Origin of the sequence: Janthinobacterium lividum (assembly GCF_011601275.1) — a bacterium.
GTDB lineage: Bacteria > Pseudomonadota > Gammaproteobacteria > Burkholderiales > Burkholderiaceae_D > Janthinobacterium > Janthinobacterium lividum_E.
In genome coordinates this window covers 303,118-317,461 of record NZ_JAAOLY010000002.1, presented here as the reverse complement: position 1 = coordinate 317,461, position 14,344 = coordinate 303,118, and the positions used below count along the sequence as shown (strand labels likewise).

Annotated in this window: 13 protein-coding genes; 3 read left to right on the top strand and 10 right to left on the bottom strand. The window is 63.2% G+C overall.

Translation table 11 applies throughout. From position 1 onward, the window contains the following. Positions 1–333: a helix-turn-helix domain-containing protein gene (locus GYK42_RS04205; RefSeq protein ID WP_166446455.1), complete on the top strand. Its 333-nt coding sequence runs from the start codon at positions 1–3 to the stop codon at positions 331–333. A 6-nt stretch (positions 334–339) separates the two neighbouring features. On the opposite strand, the gene panB is transcribed toward GYK42_RS04205, so the two are convergent. The 6 genes from panB to GYK42_RS04175 form a co-directional block, all read right to left on the bottom strand. Continuing rightward, a complete protein-coding gene (panB, locus tag GYK42_RS04200) occupies positions 340–1,215 on the bottom strand; it encodes a 3-methyl-2-oxobutanoate hydroxymethyltransferase (RefSeq protein ID WP_205711267.1) in 876 nt (291 codons plus the stop codon). Between the two features lie 109 nt (positions 1,216–1,324). Beyond that, a complete protein-coding gene (folK, locus tag GYK42_RS04195; RefSeq protein ID WP_166446454.1) occupies positions 1,325–1,804 on the bottom strand; it encodes a 2-amino-4-hydroxy-6-hydroxymethyldihydropteridine diphosphokinase in 480 nt (159 codons plus the stop codon). 8 nt (positions 1,805–1,812) lie between these two features. Beyond that, positions 1,813–3,189, bottom strand: a complete 1,377-nt coding sequence (pcnB, locus tag GYK42_RS04190; RefSeq protein ID WP_058048420.1) for a polynucleotide adenylyltransferase PcnB — start codon at positions 3,187–3,189, stop codon at positions 1,813–1,815. Beyond that, positions 3,182–3,853, bottom strand: coding sequence for an HAD family hydrolase (locus GYK42_RS04185; protein WP_034747702.1), 672 nt, complete (start codon positions 3,851–3,853; stop codon positions 3,182–3,184). Before GYK42_RS04185 ends, pcnB begins: the two co-directional genes overlap by 8 nt. After that, on the bottom strand, positions 3,853–4,521 hold the full coding sequence (gene hda, locus GYK42_RS04180; RefSeq protein ID WP_058048421.1) for a DnaA regulatory inactivator Hda: 669 nt from the start codon (positions 4,519–4,521) through the stop codon (positions 3,853–3,855). Before hda ends, GYK42_RS04185 begins: the two co-directional genes overlap by 1 nt. A gap of 76 nt (positions 4,522–4,597) precedes the next feature. Next, positions 4,598–5,680 (bottom strand): AI-2E family transporter, encoded by a 1,083-nt coding sequence (locus GYK42_RS04175; RefSeq protein WP_133989202.1) that lies wholly within the window; start codon positions 5,678–5,680, stop codon positions 4,598–4,600. Between the two features lie 188 nt (positions 5,681–5,868). On the opposite strand from GYK42_RS04175, the gene purM reads away from it, so the two are divergent. Beyond that, the gene (gene purM, locus GYK42_RS04170; RefSeq protein WP_034746051.1) at positions 5,869–6,912 is read left to right on the top strand and encodes a phosphoribosylformylglycinamidine cyclo-ligase; all 1,044 of its coding nucleotides are present in this window, start codon (positions 5,869–5,871) and stop codon (positions 6,910–6,912) included. A 64-nt stretch (positions 6,913–6,976) separates the two neighbouring features. Here the strand turns inward: purM and GYK42_RS04165 are convergent, their stop codons facing one another. Continuing rightward, positions 6,977–8,308, bottom strand: a complete 1,332-nt coding sequence (locus tag GYK42_RS04165) for an MFS transporter (protein ID WP_166446453.1) — start codon at positions 8,306–8,308, stop codon at positions 6,977–6,979. Positions 8,309–8,435: 127 nt separating this feature from the next. Continuing rightward, positions 8,436–10,052 (bottom strand): GMC family oxidoreductase, encoded by a 1,617-nt coding sequence (locus GYK42_RS04160; protein WP_166446452.1) that lies wholly within the window; start codon positions 10,050–10,052, stop codon positions 8,436–8,438. A gap of 163 nt (positions 10,053–10,215) precedes the next feature. Here GYK42_RS04160 and GYK42_RS04155 point away from each other — a divergent pair, with 163 nt between their 5' ends. Continuing rightward, entirely contained in the window at positions 10,216–11,052 is an 837-nt protein-coding gene (locus GYK42_RS04155) for an IclR family transcriptional regulator (RefSeq protein WP_166446451.1), read from the top strand. Here the strand turns inward: GYK42_RS04155 and GYK42_RS04150 are convergent. Then, positions 11,049–12,263 carry a 6-phosphofructokinase gene (locus GYK42_RS04150; RefSeq protein ID WP_166446450.1) on the bottom strand — a complete coding sequence of 405 codons (1,215 nt, stop codon included), beginning with the start codon at positions 12,261–12,263 and terminating at the stop codon, positions 11,049–11,051. The two genes, GYK42_RS04155 and GYK42_RS04150, sit on opposite strands and share 4 nt — an antisense overlap. A 33-nt stretch (positions 12,264–12,296) precedes the next feature. Beyond that, positions 12,297–14,318 carry an alpha/beta hydrolase family protein gene (locus tag GYK42_RS04145; RefSeq protein WP_240943436.1) on the bottom strand — a complete coding sequence of 674 codons (2,022 nt, stop codon included), beginning with the start codon at positions 14,316–14,318 and terminating at the stop codon, positions 12,297–12,299. Positions 14,319–14,344 lie beyond the last annotated feature (26 nt).

Here is a 14,344-nt window from a genome sequence, read left to right as displayed (position 1 = left end):
ATGGCGCGTACGAAAAAAACCGTTGGCAAGGAAGAGTTGCGGCAGCGCAGGGCGGTGCTTTACGAAGCCATTGAAGCAGGCGCCGTCACGCTGCAGCACGCCGTCAAGGAAATGCGCGCCATCTCGCGCATGACGCAGGCAGAGTTTGCAGCGCACCGGGGCGTGAGCACCAAGGTCATCAAGGAGATCGAGGGCGGCAAGGGCAACCCGACTATCCAGACGTTGAACCGTATCGGGCAGTTCTTTGGCCTGGAGGTGGCTTTTGTACGGACAGAAACGCTGCGCGAAAAAAAAATCGCCCCGGCGAGTACCGGGGCGATATCGCCTCAATAGGCTACCTCAGAAGCAGTGCTCCAGCGCCGGGAAGCTGCCATCCTTGACGGCTTTGACGTAGCCGGTGACGGCGTCGTCGATGCTGGCCGCGCCTTCCATGAAGTTGCGCACGAAGCGCGCTTTGCGGCCTGGGAACACGCCCAGCATGTCGTGCATGACGAGGACCTGGCCCGAGCAGTCGGGGCCTGCGCCGATGCCGATGGTGGGTATCGTCAGCATCTCGGTCACTTCCTTGCCCAGTTGCGACGGCATCGCTTCCATCAGCACGATGGCGGCGCCCGCGTTTTGCAGCACCAGCGCGTCGTTCTTCAGTTCGGCCGCGCTTTCCGTGCTCTTGCCCTGCACTTTATAGCCGCCCAGCTGGTGCACGAATTGCGGCGTCAGGCCGATGTGAGCGCAGATGGGGATGCCGCGCTCGGTGAGGAAGCGGACCGTCTCGGCCAGCCAGGCGCCGCCTTCGATCTTGATCATGTGCGCGCCTGCCTGCATCAGGATGACGGCGTTGGCGTACGCCGTTTCAGGCGTGCCGTACGCGCCGAACGGCAGGTCGGACAGGATCATGGCCGACTTGCTGCCGCGCGCCACGGACGCCGTGTGGTAAGCCAGTTCGGCCACGGTGACGGGCAGGGTGGAATTGAGGCCGTTGCAGACCATGCCGAGCGAATCGCCGATCAGCAGGATCTCCACGCCGCAGCGGTCCATCAGGGACGCGAAGCTGGCGTCATAGCAGGTCAGCATGGTGATCTTTTCGCCAGCGGCGCGCAGCGTGGCCAGCGTGTGGATGGTCACGGCCTTGTTGGCGACAGGCTTGGCTGGCGCCGGCGCCGGTGTGGCGGCCTTGTCTTTGGCTGCCAGATCTGTTCCTTGCAAATAAGCGGACATAGGTATTCTCTAGAGTGAAAGGGGGTGATGCGATTGCGACGCCGCTAGTGTAGTACTTTATAGGGCGGCGTGCAGGGGCGGCATTGTAGTGTATGTCCGGCGCGGCGGCTCAGAGCTGGCTGATGGCCTGGTCGGCCACCGTGGCCAGGTAGTCCTGCGCCGGTCCGAGCCCGGGCACGACGATGGCGGGCGCCAGTGCCAGCAGCGGCACCAGCACGAAGGCGCGCTCGGTGATGCGCGGATGGGGCACCGTCAGGGTGGCGCTGGCGATCTGTTCATCGCCGTACAGCAGCAAGTCGAGGTCCAGGGTGCGCGGGGCGTTGCGGTAGGGCCTCTCGCGCCCGTGCGCCGCCTCGATGGCGTGCAGCGCCAGCAGCAGTTCCTCTGCCGGCAGGGTGGTCGTGATGCGCGCCACGGCGTTGATGTAGTCGTCACCGCTCGAATCGATGGGCTCCGTGCGGTAGCTGGCCGAGGTGTCGACCAGCGATGCGCCGGGCAGGCGCGCCAGGCGCGCGATCGCATCGTGCACGTTCGCGCGCGCGTCGCCCAGGTTGGCCCCGATGCCGATGTAAGCGGTAACCGGCTGCATGACTACGTTCACTCGCCGCTGGTGCTGCCAGTGGTCGAGCCGCCGCCCGTGCCGGTCTTGCTGCGCGTGCTGCGGCGTGGCGGGCGCTTCTTCTTGACGGCGCCCGGTGCGGCATTGGCGCTGACGAGCAGCGCTTCGCGCGTTTCCTCGTCGCCTTCATAAAAGGCTGTCCACCATTCGCCGATGTCCATGTCGATCTCGCCCGAGGCGCAGCGCAGCAGCAGGAAGTCGTAGCCGGCGCGGAAGCGCAGGTGTTCGAGCAGCTTGTACGGCGCCTTGCCGACCCGGCGCTCGAAGCGCGGCTGCATCGACCAGATGTCGCGCATGTCGGAACCGATCTTGCGCTGCAAGGCCAGTTTTTCCGTTTGCGAATCGAGCACGTCGTCAGCCGCCAGGTGCAGCGCAGGAATCGTTGACTCGCCGGCGGCACGGTAGGCCGTCCATTTTTCCAGCACCTGGTGCCACAGCAGCGAGGCAAACAAAAAGCCTGGCGAGACGGTCTTGCCGGCGGCGATGCGCTGGTCGGTCGCGTCCAGCGCCAGGGTGACGAATTTCGCGCCCAGCGGCTGCTCCAGCACCACGTCGAGCAGCGGCAGCAGGCCGTGATGCAAGCCTTCCTTGCGCAGCTGCTGCAGGCAGGCCAGCGCGTGGCCGCTCATCAGGAGTTTCAGCATTTCGTCGAACACGCGCGGCGCTGGCACGTTGTTGATCAGCGGCGCCATGACGGGAATCGGCGCGGCCGTGTGCGGCTCGATGGTGAATTTCAGCTTGGCGGCGAAGCGCACCACGCGCAGCATGCGCACGGGGTCTTCGCGGTAGCGTTCTTCCGGTTTGCCGATCATGCGCAAGGTCTTGGCGCGGATGTCTTCCACGCCGCCGTGGTAATCGAGCACTTCCTGCGTGGCCGGGTTGTAGTACATGGCGTTGATGGTGAAGTCGCGGCGCAGCGCGTCTTCATGCTGCAGACCGAAGGTGTTGTCGCGCAGGACGCGGCCATGTTCATCCTTGGGCGCGGAATCTGCGCCGGCGCCGCGGAAGGTCGTCACTTCCAGCAAATCCTGGCCGAACATCACGTGCACGATCTGGAAGCGCTTGCCGATAATGAAGGCGCGGCGGAAAAGTCGCTTGACCTGTTCCGGCGTGGCGTTGGTGGCGATGTCGAAGTCTTTCGGTTTCACGCCCAGCAGCAGGTCGCGCACGGCGCCGCCGACGACAAAGGCCTCGAAGCCCGCTTCCTGCAGGCTGCTGGTGACGCGGATGGCATTCGACGACACCAGTTTCGGGTCGATTCCGTGTTGCGCAGGACCGAGCACGATGGGTGCCGTGGTGTCGCGCGCTGCCTCTTTTTTAACGCCGAGGATCTTGCGGATGAATTTTTTAATCATTGAATAAGTGAAGTGATGGCCAGCCGTGGAGGGATGCGTGTGCGCTCAAAGCGGTGTTGGGGTTGGTCGCGACCGGGTGGGTCACGACCGACAGCAGGGGAATGTCGTTGTGCGAATCGCTGTAAAAATAGCTGCGCTCGAACTGCCCCAGTTCCTTGCCCATCTTTTCCAGCCAGGCGTGGGTGTGGGTCAGCTTGCCCGCGCCCAGGGTCGGCGTGCCGACCAGCTTGCCCGTGACGTTGCCTGCGTCGTCATATTCGGGCATGGCGGCCAGCAGGTGCTCGACGCCCAGCGCGTCGGCGATGGGTTTGGTGATGAAATGGTTGGTGGCCGTGACGATGGCCAGCAGGTCGCCCGCGTCCTGGTGCTGTTTCAGCAGGGCCACGACTTCCGGGCGGATGACCGGCATGACCACTTCGGCCATGAATTGCCGGTGCAGCGCCTCCAGGCGTTCGCGCGGGAATTGCGCCAGCGTGCCGAGCGAGAATTCCAGGTATTCCACCGGATCGAGCGTGCCGGCCTGGTATTGCGCGAAAAATTCGTCGTTGCGGCGGGTGAATTCGGCGGCGTCCACGGCACCGATGCGTACCAGGAATTCGCCCCACTCGTGATCCGAGTCGATGGGCAGCAGGGTGTGGTCGAGGTCAAACAGGGCCAGATTCATCATTCTTTCGCTTCCGCCTGCAGCAACTCGCGCAACAATGGCAAGGTGATCGGGCGTTGGGTTTCAAGGGAGTAGAGGTCGAGAGAGTCCAGCATCGTCGACAGCGAACGCATGTCGCGCCGGAAATGGGACAGCAGATAGGGTAACACGCCGGGCGACAAGGTCAAGCCGCGGGTGGTGGCCGCCTGGGTCAGGGCGGCGATTTTTTCATCGTCGGTCAAGCCGTGGATCTGGTAGATCAGGCCCCAGCCCATGCGCGTGCGCAAGTCTTCGCGCACGGGCAGTACGGCGGGCGGCACGGCGCCGCTGCACACCATGAACGCCTTGTTGGCGCGAATTTCATTGAACAGGGCAAAGGCATCGATCTGCGCCAGCGGCGACAGCTTTTCGCAGTCGTCGAGCAGGTACAGGTCGACGTCGGGCGAATACACGAATTCGGACTCGATCGAGAAGGGCGAAATGTAGCGCGCGCGCTCGGTGCTGGCCAGGGCCTTGAGCAGGTGGCTCTTGCCGGCGGCCAGTTCGCCCCACAGGTAGGCAAAATGTTCGCGCGACGTGCGCGCGGCGAACTGGCGCATCAGCTGCGCCACTTCGGCATTCTGTCCCACCTCGAAGGTATCGAGGCTGTGCGCCTGGTCTGTGCCTAAATCGAGCACCAGTTGTTTCATGGCGTACGCCTTGTCCTGTTTTTCATTACTGCATGGGCATCGTGGTATTGCTAGGTTGATATGATATCCGCTTTTACTAGGTATTATAGAAGCTGCTGGAGAGGTAGTGGCGTCTTAGATGCTTAAAAGCGACCATCAGGACGGCAGAAGCGGGTAAAGCAAGCAAAACGCCCACGAAACCGAACAATTGTCCGAAAGCCAATAAGGCGAAGATCACTGCCAGCGGATTTAAACCGATGCGCTCGCCCACCAGGCGCGGCGTGAGGAAAAAGCCTTCGATGACCTGGCCGCAGCCGTAGATGACGGCCACGGCGATGACGCCGCTCCAGTCGGCAAACTGCAGCAGGGCGGCGATCAGCGCCAGCATCAGGCCCAGGCCGAAGCCCAGGTAGGGGATGAACACCAGCAAGCCCGTGATGATGCCCACAGGCAATGCCACTTCAAAACCGGCAATGGCCAGCGCCACCGAGTAATACGTGGCCAGCACCAGCATGACGAGCAACTGGCCGCGCAGGTATTGCGCCAGCAGGGTGTCGACTTCCTGCGCCATGCCTACCGTGCGGCCGACCCAGCGGCGCGGCACGGCGCCGGCGATGCGCGCCAGCATCGGATGCCAGTCCAGCAACAAATAAAACAGCACCACGGGAATCAGCACGACGGTGGCCAGCCAGCCCAGCACGGCCGTGCCGCCGATGCGGGCCGAGGCCAGTACCGTGCTCCAGATTTCATCGCCGCTGGTAGCCATCTGCTGGCTCAGCATGCGCTTGATGCCCGTGCCATCGAGGCGCACGCGGATGCCCAGGTCGCGCAGTTTCGGCGCCAGGAAATCGTTCGCCTTGTTCAGGAATTGCGGGATTTGCGCCTGCAGCAGCGGAATTTCCTTCTGCAACACCGGTACGACGATCAGCACCAGCGCCGTAATGGCGAGGAAAAACAACACTACGACGACCAGCACGGCCAGCGGACGGGGCACGTAAAAGCGCTTGTAATGCAGGCGTTGCAAGCGGTCCACGCCGGGATTGAGCACATAGGCGAGGATGGCGGCGGCCAGGAAGGGCGTCAGGATGGGACCGAGGCTGACGAGCAGCAGCAAAAATGCCAGCCAGACCGCGATCCAAAATGCTGTTTGCTTCTGTTCGGCGGTGATGGCGAATGGCATGTAGTTTGTGCTGTTGCGTTAAAAAAAGGCAGTTAATTACGAAATGGCGGGGCAGTTTGATAAAATAGCGTCTTGATCGACCGAATTCACCCGCTGGCGCCCTGCCGCACGATGTTGAAAAACATGCTTGCGCGCGCGTGCCGGCGGGTATCCGCCTTCTATTTTACCGCCTCCGCTGCCACCACACCATGAACCAGACTTCTAATGTTTCCCTTTCCTACCGTGACGCTGGCGTCGATATCGACGCAGGCGACGCTTTAGTCGAAGCAATCAAGCCGTTTGCCAAGCGCACCCTGCGCGAAGGCGTGATGGGCGGCCTGGGCGGTTTTGGCGCCATGTTTGAAATCAGCAAGAAGTACAAGGAACCGGTGCTGGTCTCCGGCACCGACGGCGTAGGCACCAAATTGCGCCTGGCGTTCGAACTGAACCGCCATGACACGGTCGGCATCGACCTGGTCGCCATGAGCGTCAACGACATCCTGGTGCAAGGCGCCGAGCCGCTGTTCTTCCTTGACTACTTCGCTTGCGGCAAGCTCGACGTGGCCATTGCCACCGACGTCATCAAGGGCATCGCCCAGGGTTGCGAACAAGCCGGCTGCGCGCTGATCGGCGGCGAAACGGCGGAAATGCCGAGCATGTACCCGGCCGGCGAATACGACCTGGCAGGTTTTGCCGTCGGCGCCGTGGAAAAATCGAAAATCATCGACGGCACCAAGATCGCCCCCGGCGACGTGGTGCTGGGACTGGCCTCGTCGGGCGTGCACTCGAATGGTTACTCGCTGGTGCGCAAAATCATCGAAGTGGCGAAACCTGACCTGGAAGGCGACTTCCACGGCCGTAAACTGGCCGACGTGCTGATGCAGCCGACGCGCATCTACGTCAAGCCGCTGCTGGCACTGATGGATGCCATGGAAGTCAAGGGCATGGTGCACATCACCGGTGGCGGCCTGGTGGAAAACATCCCGCGCGTGCTGCAGCCTGGCCTGGTGGCCGAACTGGATTCGAAGGCATGGACCATGCCGCCGCTGTTTACGTGGCTGCAACAGCACGGCGGCGTGGCTGACGCCGAAATGCACCGCGTCTTCAACTGCGGCATCGGCATGACCGTCATCGTCTCGCAGGAAAACGCGGACGCGGCCATCGCCCAGCTGCAAGCGGCCGGCGAAACCGTCTCGCGCATCGGCACGATTCGCGCGCGTAACGGCGACGAGCACCAGACTATCGTCATCTAAGTTGTAGCTTGAATGGAAAAGGCAGGCACTCGCGAGAGGCCTGCCTTTTTTTACGCCCGAATGTCTACCGCGCGTGCGCCGGCTTCATGCGCCCATCCGGCTGCGAGCCTCCTTTTCCGATCATGGCCACGCTGACGGCCGAGACGAGGGCGGCGAACAGGATGTAGCCGACGATGTGCCACGGCTCGCCATTGCCCGTCTTGAGCAGATAGGTGGCGATGATGGGCGTCAGGCCGCTGGCGAAGATGCCGGAGAACTGGTACACGAAGGAGATGCCCGTGTAGCGCACCTTGGCGTCGAACAGGTCGCAGAACAGGGCTGCTTCCGGGCCGTACACGGCTGAATACAGCACGCCCAGCGGGATGATCACGGAACACCACAGCAGCAGCGGATTGCCGGCGTGGTGGAGCATGATCCAGAAGGCGGGAATGGCCGACACGCCCGTGATCAGCGAACCCCAGAAAAATACCTTGCCGCGGCCGATGCGGTCCGACAGACGGCCGAAAAAGGGGATGCAGAAGCACATCACGACGGCCGACGCCATCACGCCCATCAGCGCTTCCGTGCGGTCGATCTTGATGGTGTTGGTCAGATAGGTGATGGAAAACACGCCGAAGATATTGAAGAACACGCCATCGATATAGCGCGCGCCCATGCCCTTCAAGACATTGCCCGGATAGCGTTTCAGCAGGTCGAAGAACGGGATCTGCGTCTCCGCGTTCTTCTCCTTGACGGCCTGGAACTCCGGCGTTTCCATCACGTTCAAACGTATCCACATGCCGATGAAGACGAGGGCGGCCGACAGGATGAAGGCCACTCGCCAGCCCCAGGAGAGGAATTGCGCATCCGTCAGCGTGTATGACAGGATGGCCACCACGCCGGAAGCGAGGCACAGGCCGATGGCCAGGCCGATCTGCGGCAGGCTGGCATAGAAGCCGCGCTCTTTGGGGGGCGCATATTCATACGCCATCAGCACGGCGCCACCCCATTCGCCACCGAGGCCGATACCTTGCAGTACGCGCAGGAACAGCAGCAGGCCGGGCGCCCAGTAGCCGATATGGTCGTAGGTCGGCAGCACGCCGATCAGGAAAGTGGAGATCCCCATGATCATCAGGGTCATGACCAGCATGCTCTTGCGGCCGATCTTGTCGCCGAAGTGGCCGAAGATCACGCCGCCGATGGGGCGCGACAGAAAGCCCACGGCGAAGGTGCCATAGGCCAGCATGGTCGAGACGAGCGGATCGCCGCCCGGGAAATACAGCTTGCTGAATACGATGCCGGCGACGACGCCGTATAAAAAGAAGTCATACCATTCGATGGTGGCGCCGATCACGCTGGCCATCACGACTTTCCGCAGCTCTTTGGCCTTTTTCGGATGGTTCGTATTGTTATCCATAATATCCAGTCTCCAATCGATATCGATTATGTGTTTTTTTCTGATGCTTGGCTTGTCGCCGCGTCATTGGAGGCGGGGCCGTCTGCCCGCCGCTGGCATCCTCCTTTGAGAATAAAATGGGGGCGAGTCAGGCTGCCTTGGGCAGGCGCACGGCGTCCGCCAGGATCATGTCGGCCGCTTTTTCGGCGATCATGATGGTGGGCGCGTTCGTATTGCCCGAGACGATTTCCGGCATGATCGATGCATCGACCACGCGCAGGTTCTGCATGCCACGCACGCGCAGACGCGCATCGACGACGGCCATGGCGTCATGCCCCATCTTGCAGGTGCCGCTCGGGTGGTAGATCGATTGGCTGAAGCGCCGCGCCGCGTCCAGCAGTTCCTCATCGCTCTGGAATTGCGGGCCGGGCACGAACTCGGAAATGATGTGCGGCGCCAGCGACGGCGCGGCGGCGATTTTGCGCGCCACGCGCAGGGCGGCGATTGCCGTTTGCTGGTCGCGCGGGTCGGACAGGTAGTTCGGGTAGATGCCCGGATATGCAAACGGATCGGCGGACTTGATCGACACGTGGCCGCGGCTGTGCGGGCGCAACTGGCACACGGACGACGTGAAGGCGGAAAATGGATGTGCGCCTTCGCCCGGCTTGTCGGCGCTCAGCGGCTGCATGTGGAACTGGATGTCGGGTCGCTCCACCTCGGGCGAGGAGCGGGTAAACACCGTCACCTGGCTGGCCGCCAGGGTCAACGGTCCCGAGCGGGAAAACACATATTGCATGCCCACCCACAGCTTGCCCCACAGGCTGTTGACTTCATCGTTCAGGGTTTTCAGCCGCGTCTTGAAGACGAGGCGGATTTGCAGATGGTCTTGCAGGTTCTGCCCCACGCCGGGCAGGTCGTGCACCAGCGGCACGCCCACTTCATCGAGCAGGGCGCGCGGTCCGACGCCCGAGCATTGCAGGATTTGCGGCGAACCGATGGCGCCCGCGCAGAGTATCACTTCGCCGCTGGCGCGCGCCTGGCGCAGCTGGCCATCTTGCCGGAATTCGATGCCGACGGCACGCTTGCCCTCGAACAGTACGCGCGTGATTTGCGCGCGCACTTCCACGCGCAGGTTGGCGCGCTTGCGGGCGGGCCGAAGAAAGGCTTTCGCCGTACTCCAGCGCAAGCCCTTGCTGGCCGTCTGCTGGAAGTAGCCGACGCCTTCCTGCGTGGCGCCGTTGTAATCGGCATTGAAGGGAATACCGCTTTCCGTGGCGCCCGCAATGAAATGTTCGGCGATGGGACGGCGCAGCCGCAGGTCCGACACTTTTAACGGGCCGCCCACGCCGTGGTAATCGCTGGCGCCGCGTTCCTGGTCCTCCGATTTCTTGAAGTACGGCAAGACGTCGGCATAGCTCCAGCCCGCGTTGCCCAGTTCGGCCCAGCGGTCGTAGTCCTCCTTCTGGCCGCGCACATACAGCAAGCCGTTGAGCGAGCTGGAGCCGCCCAGCACCTTGCCGCGCGGCCATTGCAGCTGGCGCCCGGCGATGCCGGCGTCCGCTTCCGTGCGGTAGCACCAGTCCAGCTTGGGATCGTGCATGGTCTTGAAATAGCCGACCGGCACATGTATCCAGGGATTGTTGTCCTTGCCGCCCGCTTCCAGCAGCAGCACCTGGTTGGCGCTGTCGTGCGACAGGCGGTTGGCCAGCACGCAGCCGGCCGAACCGGCGCCGACAACGATGTAATCGTAGTGTGTTTGCAACATTGCTCTTGTCTCCTGCGTTGCGGTATCGCGCCACCTCGGCGGGCGTTTTTTGCGATACACTGGTCTTTATTGGTTATTTTTGGAACGTCTGGTTCCATTTATAAAAGACGTGCAGCACCGGGACAAGCGGAAACAGCCGCATACGCGAGAGGTGAAACAGAACATGCATGATGCGTTTCAAAAACGGCCGGGCGAGGCCGAAGAAGGTGGTCAAGTGGAGACCGGCACGACGGCCAGCCATGGCGACGAGGCGCGGGGATTGCGCGTGCTGCGTTTGATCGAGCACCTGGCCAGCGCCAGCCAGCCCTTGACCCTGTCGCAGCTGGCCGCGCGCATGCAGGTGCCCAAGGCCAGCATGATGCGTTTGCTCGATACCCTGGAGCAGCATGGCTATGTGCTGCGCACGCCCGTGGGACGCGGCTATGTGCCCGGTGCCGCCTCGACCAACCTGGCGCTGGCGACCCTGCGCAACAATGCCCTGATTCGCGTGAGCCGCAGCATCCTGGGCAGCCTGGTGGCCGTCACGGGCGAGACGTGCAACCTGGCCATTCCCGAAGGCAATGCCATCGTCTACGTGGACAGGGTGGAAACGCAGGAACCGCTGCGCCTGCATCTGGTGCTGGGTACCCGCGCGCCCATGCATTGCACGGCCAGCGGAAAACTGTTTCTTGCGCACATGAGTTTGCTGGAGCGGCGCGAACTGCTGGCCATGCTGACCCTGCAGGCGCGCACGCCGAAAAGCATTACGGACCCGGCACTGCTGGAGCGCGAGATCGTGCGTATCGCCCGCCTGGGGATCGGCATCGACGACGAGGAATTCGTGCACGGCATGGTGGCCGTGGCCGTGCCCATCTGCGCGGCCGACGGGCGCATCGTGGCGGCCGTCGCCTGCCACGCCCCCGTGGCGCGCAAATCCGTGGAGCAGCTGATGCAGCACGTGCCGCAGCTCAAGGAGGCGGCCGTGAAACTACGGCCGCTGTTGCTGGCGGAAAACAGCTAGGGTTTGAGCACCTTCGCCACTTTCGCCGCGCGCAGGCGGAAGGCATCAGGCATGCCCGAGCCCAGCAGCGGACGCAAGTACAGGCGGAAAGCATCGGTGACGTCCGTGCCGCTGGCGCTGATGAATTCGTCTTCCATGGTGCGCGTCTTGCCTGCGACCTCGGTGAGCGGCAGCAATTCATAATCGACGGAATAAAAGCCCGTGCGCTTGATGGCGACTGAGCCGTCGCGGTCGCCCCACATGGCGAATTGCACCGCCTTTTCGCCCACTTCGCGGGCTTCGCGCTGGTCCACGTCGGAAACGCAGCCGATGAAGGAGCGCTGCAGATAACCGAAGGTATCGCCGCGCACGCGCTTGATGCCGAGCTTGGCCTTGATTTCGTCGCACAGCAGGTCGGCCAGCGCACCCGTGCCCGACAATTGCACATTGCCGTGCGCATCGCGTTCGACTTCCTGGGCGAGCAGGCTGGCGATCGGTTCGCCCGAGGCATCGTGGATGCCTTCCGAGACGGCGATTACGCAGCGGCCGTATTTTTCATAGGTCGCTTTCACGTCGGCAAGAAAGTTCTCCAGCACGAAGACGCGCTCAGGCAGGTAGATCAGGTGCGGGCCATCGTCGGGGAATTTCTTGCCCAAGGCCGAGGCGGCCGTCAAGAATCCCGCGTGGCGGCCCATCACGACGCCCACATAGACGCCGGGCAAGGCGGCGTTGTCGAGGTTGGCGCCTGCGAACGCTTGCGCGACGAAGCGCGCGGCCGAGGGAAAGCCGGGCGTGTGGTCGCTGCCCACCAGGTCGTTGTCGATGGTTTTCGGGATATGGATGCAGCGCAGCGGATAGCCGGCCTTGTGCGCTTCCTCGCTGACGATGCGCACCGTGTCGGACGAGTCGTTGCCGCCGATGTAAAAGAAATGTTCGATTTCGTGCGCGCGCAGCACTTCGAAGATTTGCTGGCAGTAGGCGATGTCGGGCTTGTCGCGCGTGGAGCCGAGGGCAGAGGACGGCGTGGCGGCCACCAGTTCCAGGTTATGGCTGGTTTCCTGCGTCAGATCGACGAATTCTTCATTGACGATGCCGCGCACGCCGTGCAGTGCGCCATACACGCGCGTGACATGTTGAAAGCGCCGCGATTCGAGCACCACGCCCACCAGCGACTGGTTGATGACGGCGGTGGGGCCGCCTCCCTGGGCAACAAGAATTTTTCCAGACGGCATGGGATTTCCTCGTAAGTGGAACGGCCCTCCAGCCTACTCCTTTTTTGCCGGGGCGCTGTCTTTTCCGATAGTTCTGTCGAGGAATTTTTCCACGCGGCCCCAGAAGTCGATGCGGTTCTTTGGCAATGTCCAGCCATGGCCTTCCTCGTCGTAGACCACCCATTCGACATTGCGGTTGTGCTGCTTGACGGCCGCGTAAAACTGCTTGCCGTGGTACAGCGGCACCCGCTGGTCGGCGGCACCGTACGCCAGCAGCAGGGGCTGGGTGATGCGCGTCGCCTGGGCGATGGGCGAGGTGGCCTGGAACTGGGCCGCGTCGGCCGTCCGGTCGCCAATCAGTTCGGGCATGCCGTACTGTTTCCAGTCGTCGCCGAGGTCGGACTTGAAGCTCCAGTGGCCGCTATACATCAGGTTGATGTCGGTCACGCCCACCCAGTCGACGGCGCAGCGGAACAGGTCGGGATCGTTGACCAGGCCCATCAGGGCTGCATAGCCGCCATAGCTGGCGCCGGCGATGCAGATGCGGCGCGGATCGGCGATCCCTTCGCCGATGGCCCAGCGCGCGCCATCGGCAAGATCGTCCTGCATCTTCAAGCCCCATTGCTTCCAGCCGGCCCGAAAATGCTTGGCGCCAAAGCCTGTGCTGCCGCGAAATTCCGGCTGCAATACGGCATAGCCACGCGAGGCAAGAAATTGCACTTCGGCATTCCATTGCCAGGAGCTGCCGCGCACATACGGGCCGCCATGCACGAGCACGACCAGCGGCAGCTGCTTGCCGGAAGTCGTGGCGGGTACGGTCAGCCAGGCGGGAATGGACAGGCCATCGCGCGCCTTGTAGCGCACCAGCTGCTGCTCGCTCATCTGCGCCGGCTGAATGAGCGGCTGCGCCTCGCCGATGATGCTCAGCTTGCCCGTGTCGCTATTGAACAGCGAGAATTTGCCCGGCTGCCGGTCGGAATACGAAGTCACCAGCATGAAGGGCGTGGCGGGGCGGGCCGCCAGCGAGAGCAGGTTGATGGTCGCTGGCAGCAGGGCGTCGATGCGCGCCTGGGTCGCCGTCATGGCCGGATCGAACCAGCGCGTGGCGCGCGCATCGCTCAGGTGGCGCACGCCCAGCAGCTTGCCTTGCCCGGCGATCAGATTGCCGCTGAAGTCATAGCCGTCGAGCGAGATGAGGGGCGTGGCTGTGATGCGGCTGCTGGCCAGGTCGTAGGCATGCACGGACAGCGTATCGCTGCCCATGCGGGCGCTCACGTACAGGGTGCCGTCCGGACCGAAGGAGAGCGGAGTGAAGGCGTCGGGGCCGCCGAGGTAGGCGTCGAATTGCGCCAGCGTACGCCAGGCGCCGCCGTCCGGCTCCCTGTACATGACGCTTTCGATATTGCGTTCCCGCGTTACGGCCAGGCGCGGTTCGCCATGCTGGTCGAGCAGCCAGCGGCGCACCTTGCCCGGCGGCTTGACGCTTGTGCTGCGGCCCGTGAGCGTATCGAGCTGCCGCAAGCCTTCGTAGTCGACTTCACCCGTCGAGGCGTACACGGTGCTGCGCACATACACGGCCTGGGAATCCTGCGCACCGCGCTGGCCCGTCAGGTAGGTATGCCAGGGCAGCAGTTTATAGATCGAGGTGGAGGCATCGGGCATGGCGCTGCGGGCGGCCAGCTGGCGAAAATTGCCGCCGTCGCGGTCGACGGCAAACAGGCCCGGCCCGAAACGCATGTCGCCGGGCGCCGTCTGGCGGTCGCGCGTGTTCAGGATCAGGCGTTCGTTGTTGACCCATTCGACGTCGCCCACGTCGACATCGCTGAATTGCGCCACGACCTTGATGCTGTTATCGAGCAGGTTGACGATGGCCAGCCGTTCGCGATTGTTCGCGCCGCTCACTTTCACGGCCAGGTGGCGCGCATCGGGCGACAGCTGGGGGCCGCTGAATTCGGGATTGGCGAAGAAGGCCGACAGCGGTGGCGGCGCGACGGCGGTGTGCGCCTGTGTGGGGATGGCAAACAGGCTGGCGCAGGCGGCCAGGATAGGTAGCAGACGCAAGAAAGCCTTGGGCATGGTGTGTTGTAACCTGGAAGAAAAAT

Coding starts and splice junctions, on each gene's coding strand:
- GYK42_RS04165 (WP_166446453.1), bottom strand. CDS start 8,308: ATGGATAACAATACGAACCATCCGAAAAAGGCCAAAGAGCTGCGGAAA.
- GYK42_RS04150 (WP_166446450.1), bottom strand. CDS start 12,263: ATGCCGTCTGGAAAAATTCTTGTTGCCCAGGGAGGCGGCCCCACCGCC.
- GYK42_RS04205 (WP_166446455.1), top strand. CDS start 1: ATGGCGCGTACGAAAAAAACCGTTGGCAAGGAAGAGTTGCGGCAGCGC.
- GYK42_RS04145 (WP_240943436.1), bottom strand. CDS start 14,318: ATGCCCAAGGCTTTCTTGCGTCTGCTACCTATCCTGGCCGCCTGCGCC.
- GYK42_RS04175 (WP_133989202.1), bottom strand. CDS start 5,680: ATGCCATTCGCCATCACCGCCGAACAGAAGCAAACAGCATTTTGGATC.
- purM (WP_034746051.1), top strand. CDS start 5,869: ATGAACCAGACTTCTAATGTTTCCCTTTCCTACCGTGACGCTGGCGTC.
- GYK42_RS04160 (WP_166446452.1), bottom strand. CDS start 10,052: ATGTTGCAAACACACTACGATTACATCGTTGTCGGCGCCGGTTCGGCC.
- GYK42_RS04155 (WP_166446451.1), top strand. CDS start 10,216: ATGCATGATGCGTTTCAAAAACGGCCGGGCGAGGCCGAAGAAGGTGGT.
- hda (WP_058048421.1), bottom strand. CDS start 4,521: ATGAAACAACTGGTGCTCGATTTAGGCACAGACCAGGCGCACAGCCTC.
- GYK42_RS04185 (WP_034747702.1), bottom strand. CDS start 3,853: ATGAATCTGGCCCTGTTTGACCTCGACCACACCCTGCTGCCCATCGAC.
- pcnB (WP_058048420.1), bottom strand. CDS start 3,189: ATGATTAAAAAATTCATCCGCAAGATCCTCGGCGTTAAAAAAGAGGCA.
- folK (WP_166446454.1), bottom strand. CDS start 1,804: ATGCAGCCGGTTACCGCTTACATCGGCATCGGGGCCAACCTGGGCGAC.
- panB (WP_205711267.1), bottom strand. CDS start 1,215: ATGTCCGCTTATTTGCAAGGAACAGATCTGGCAGCCAAAGACAAGGCC.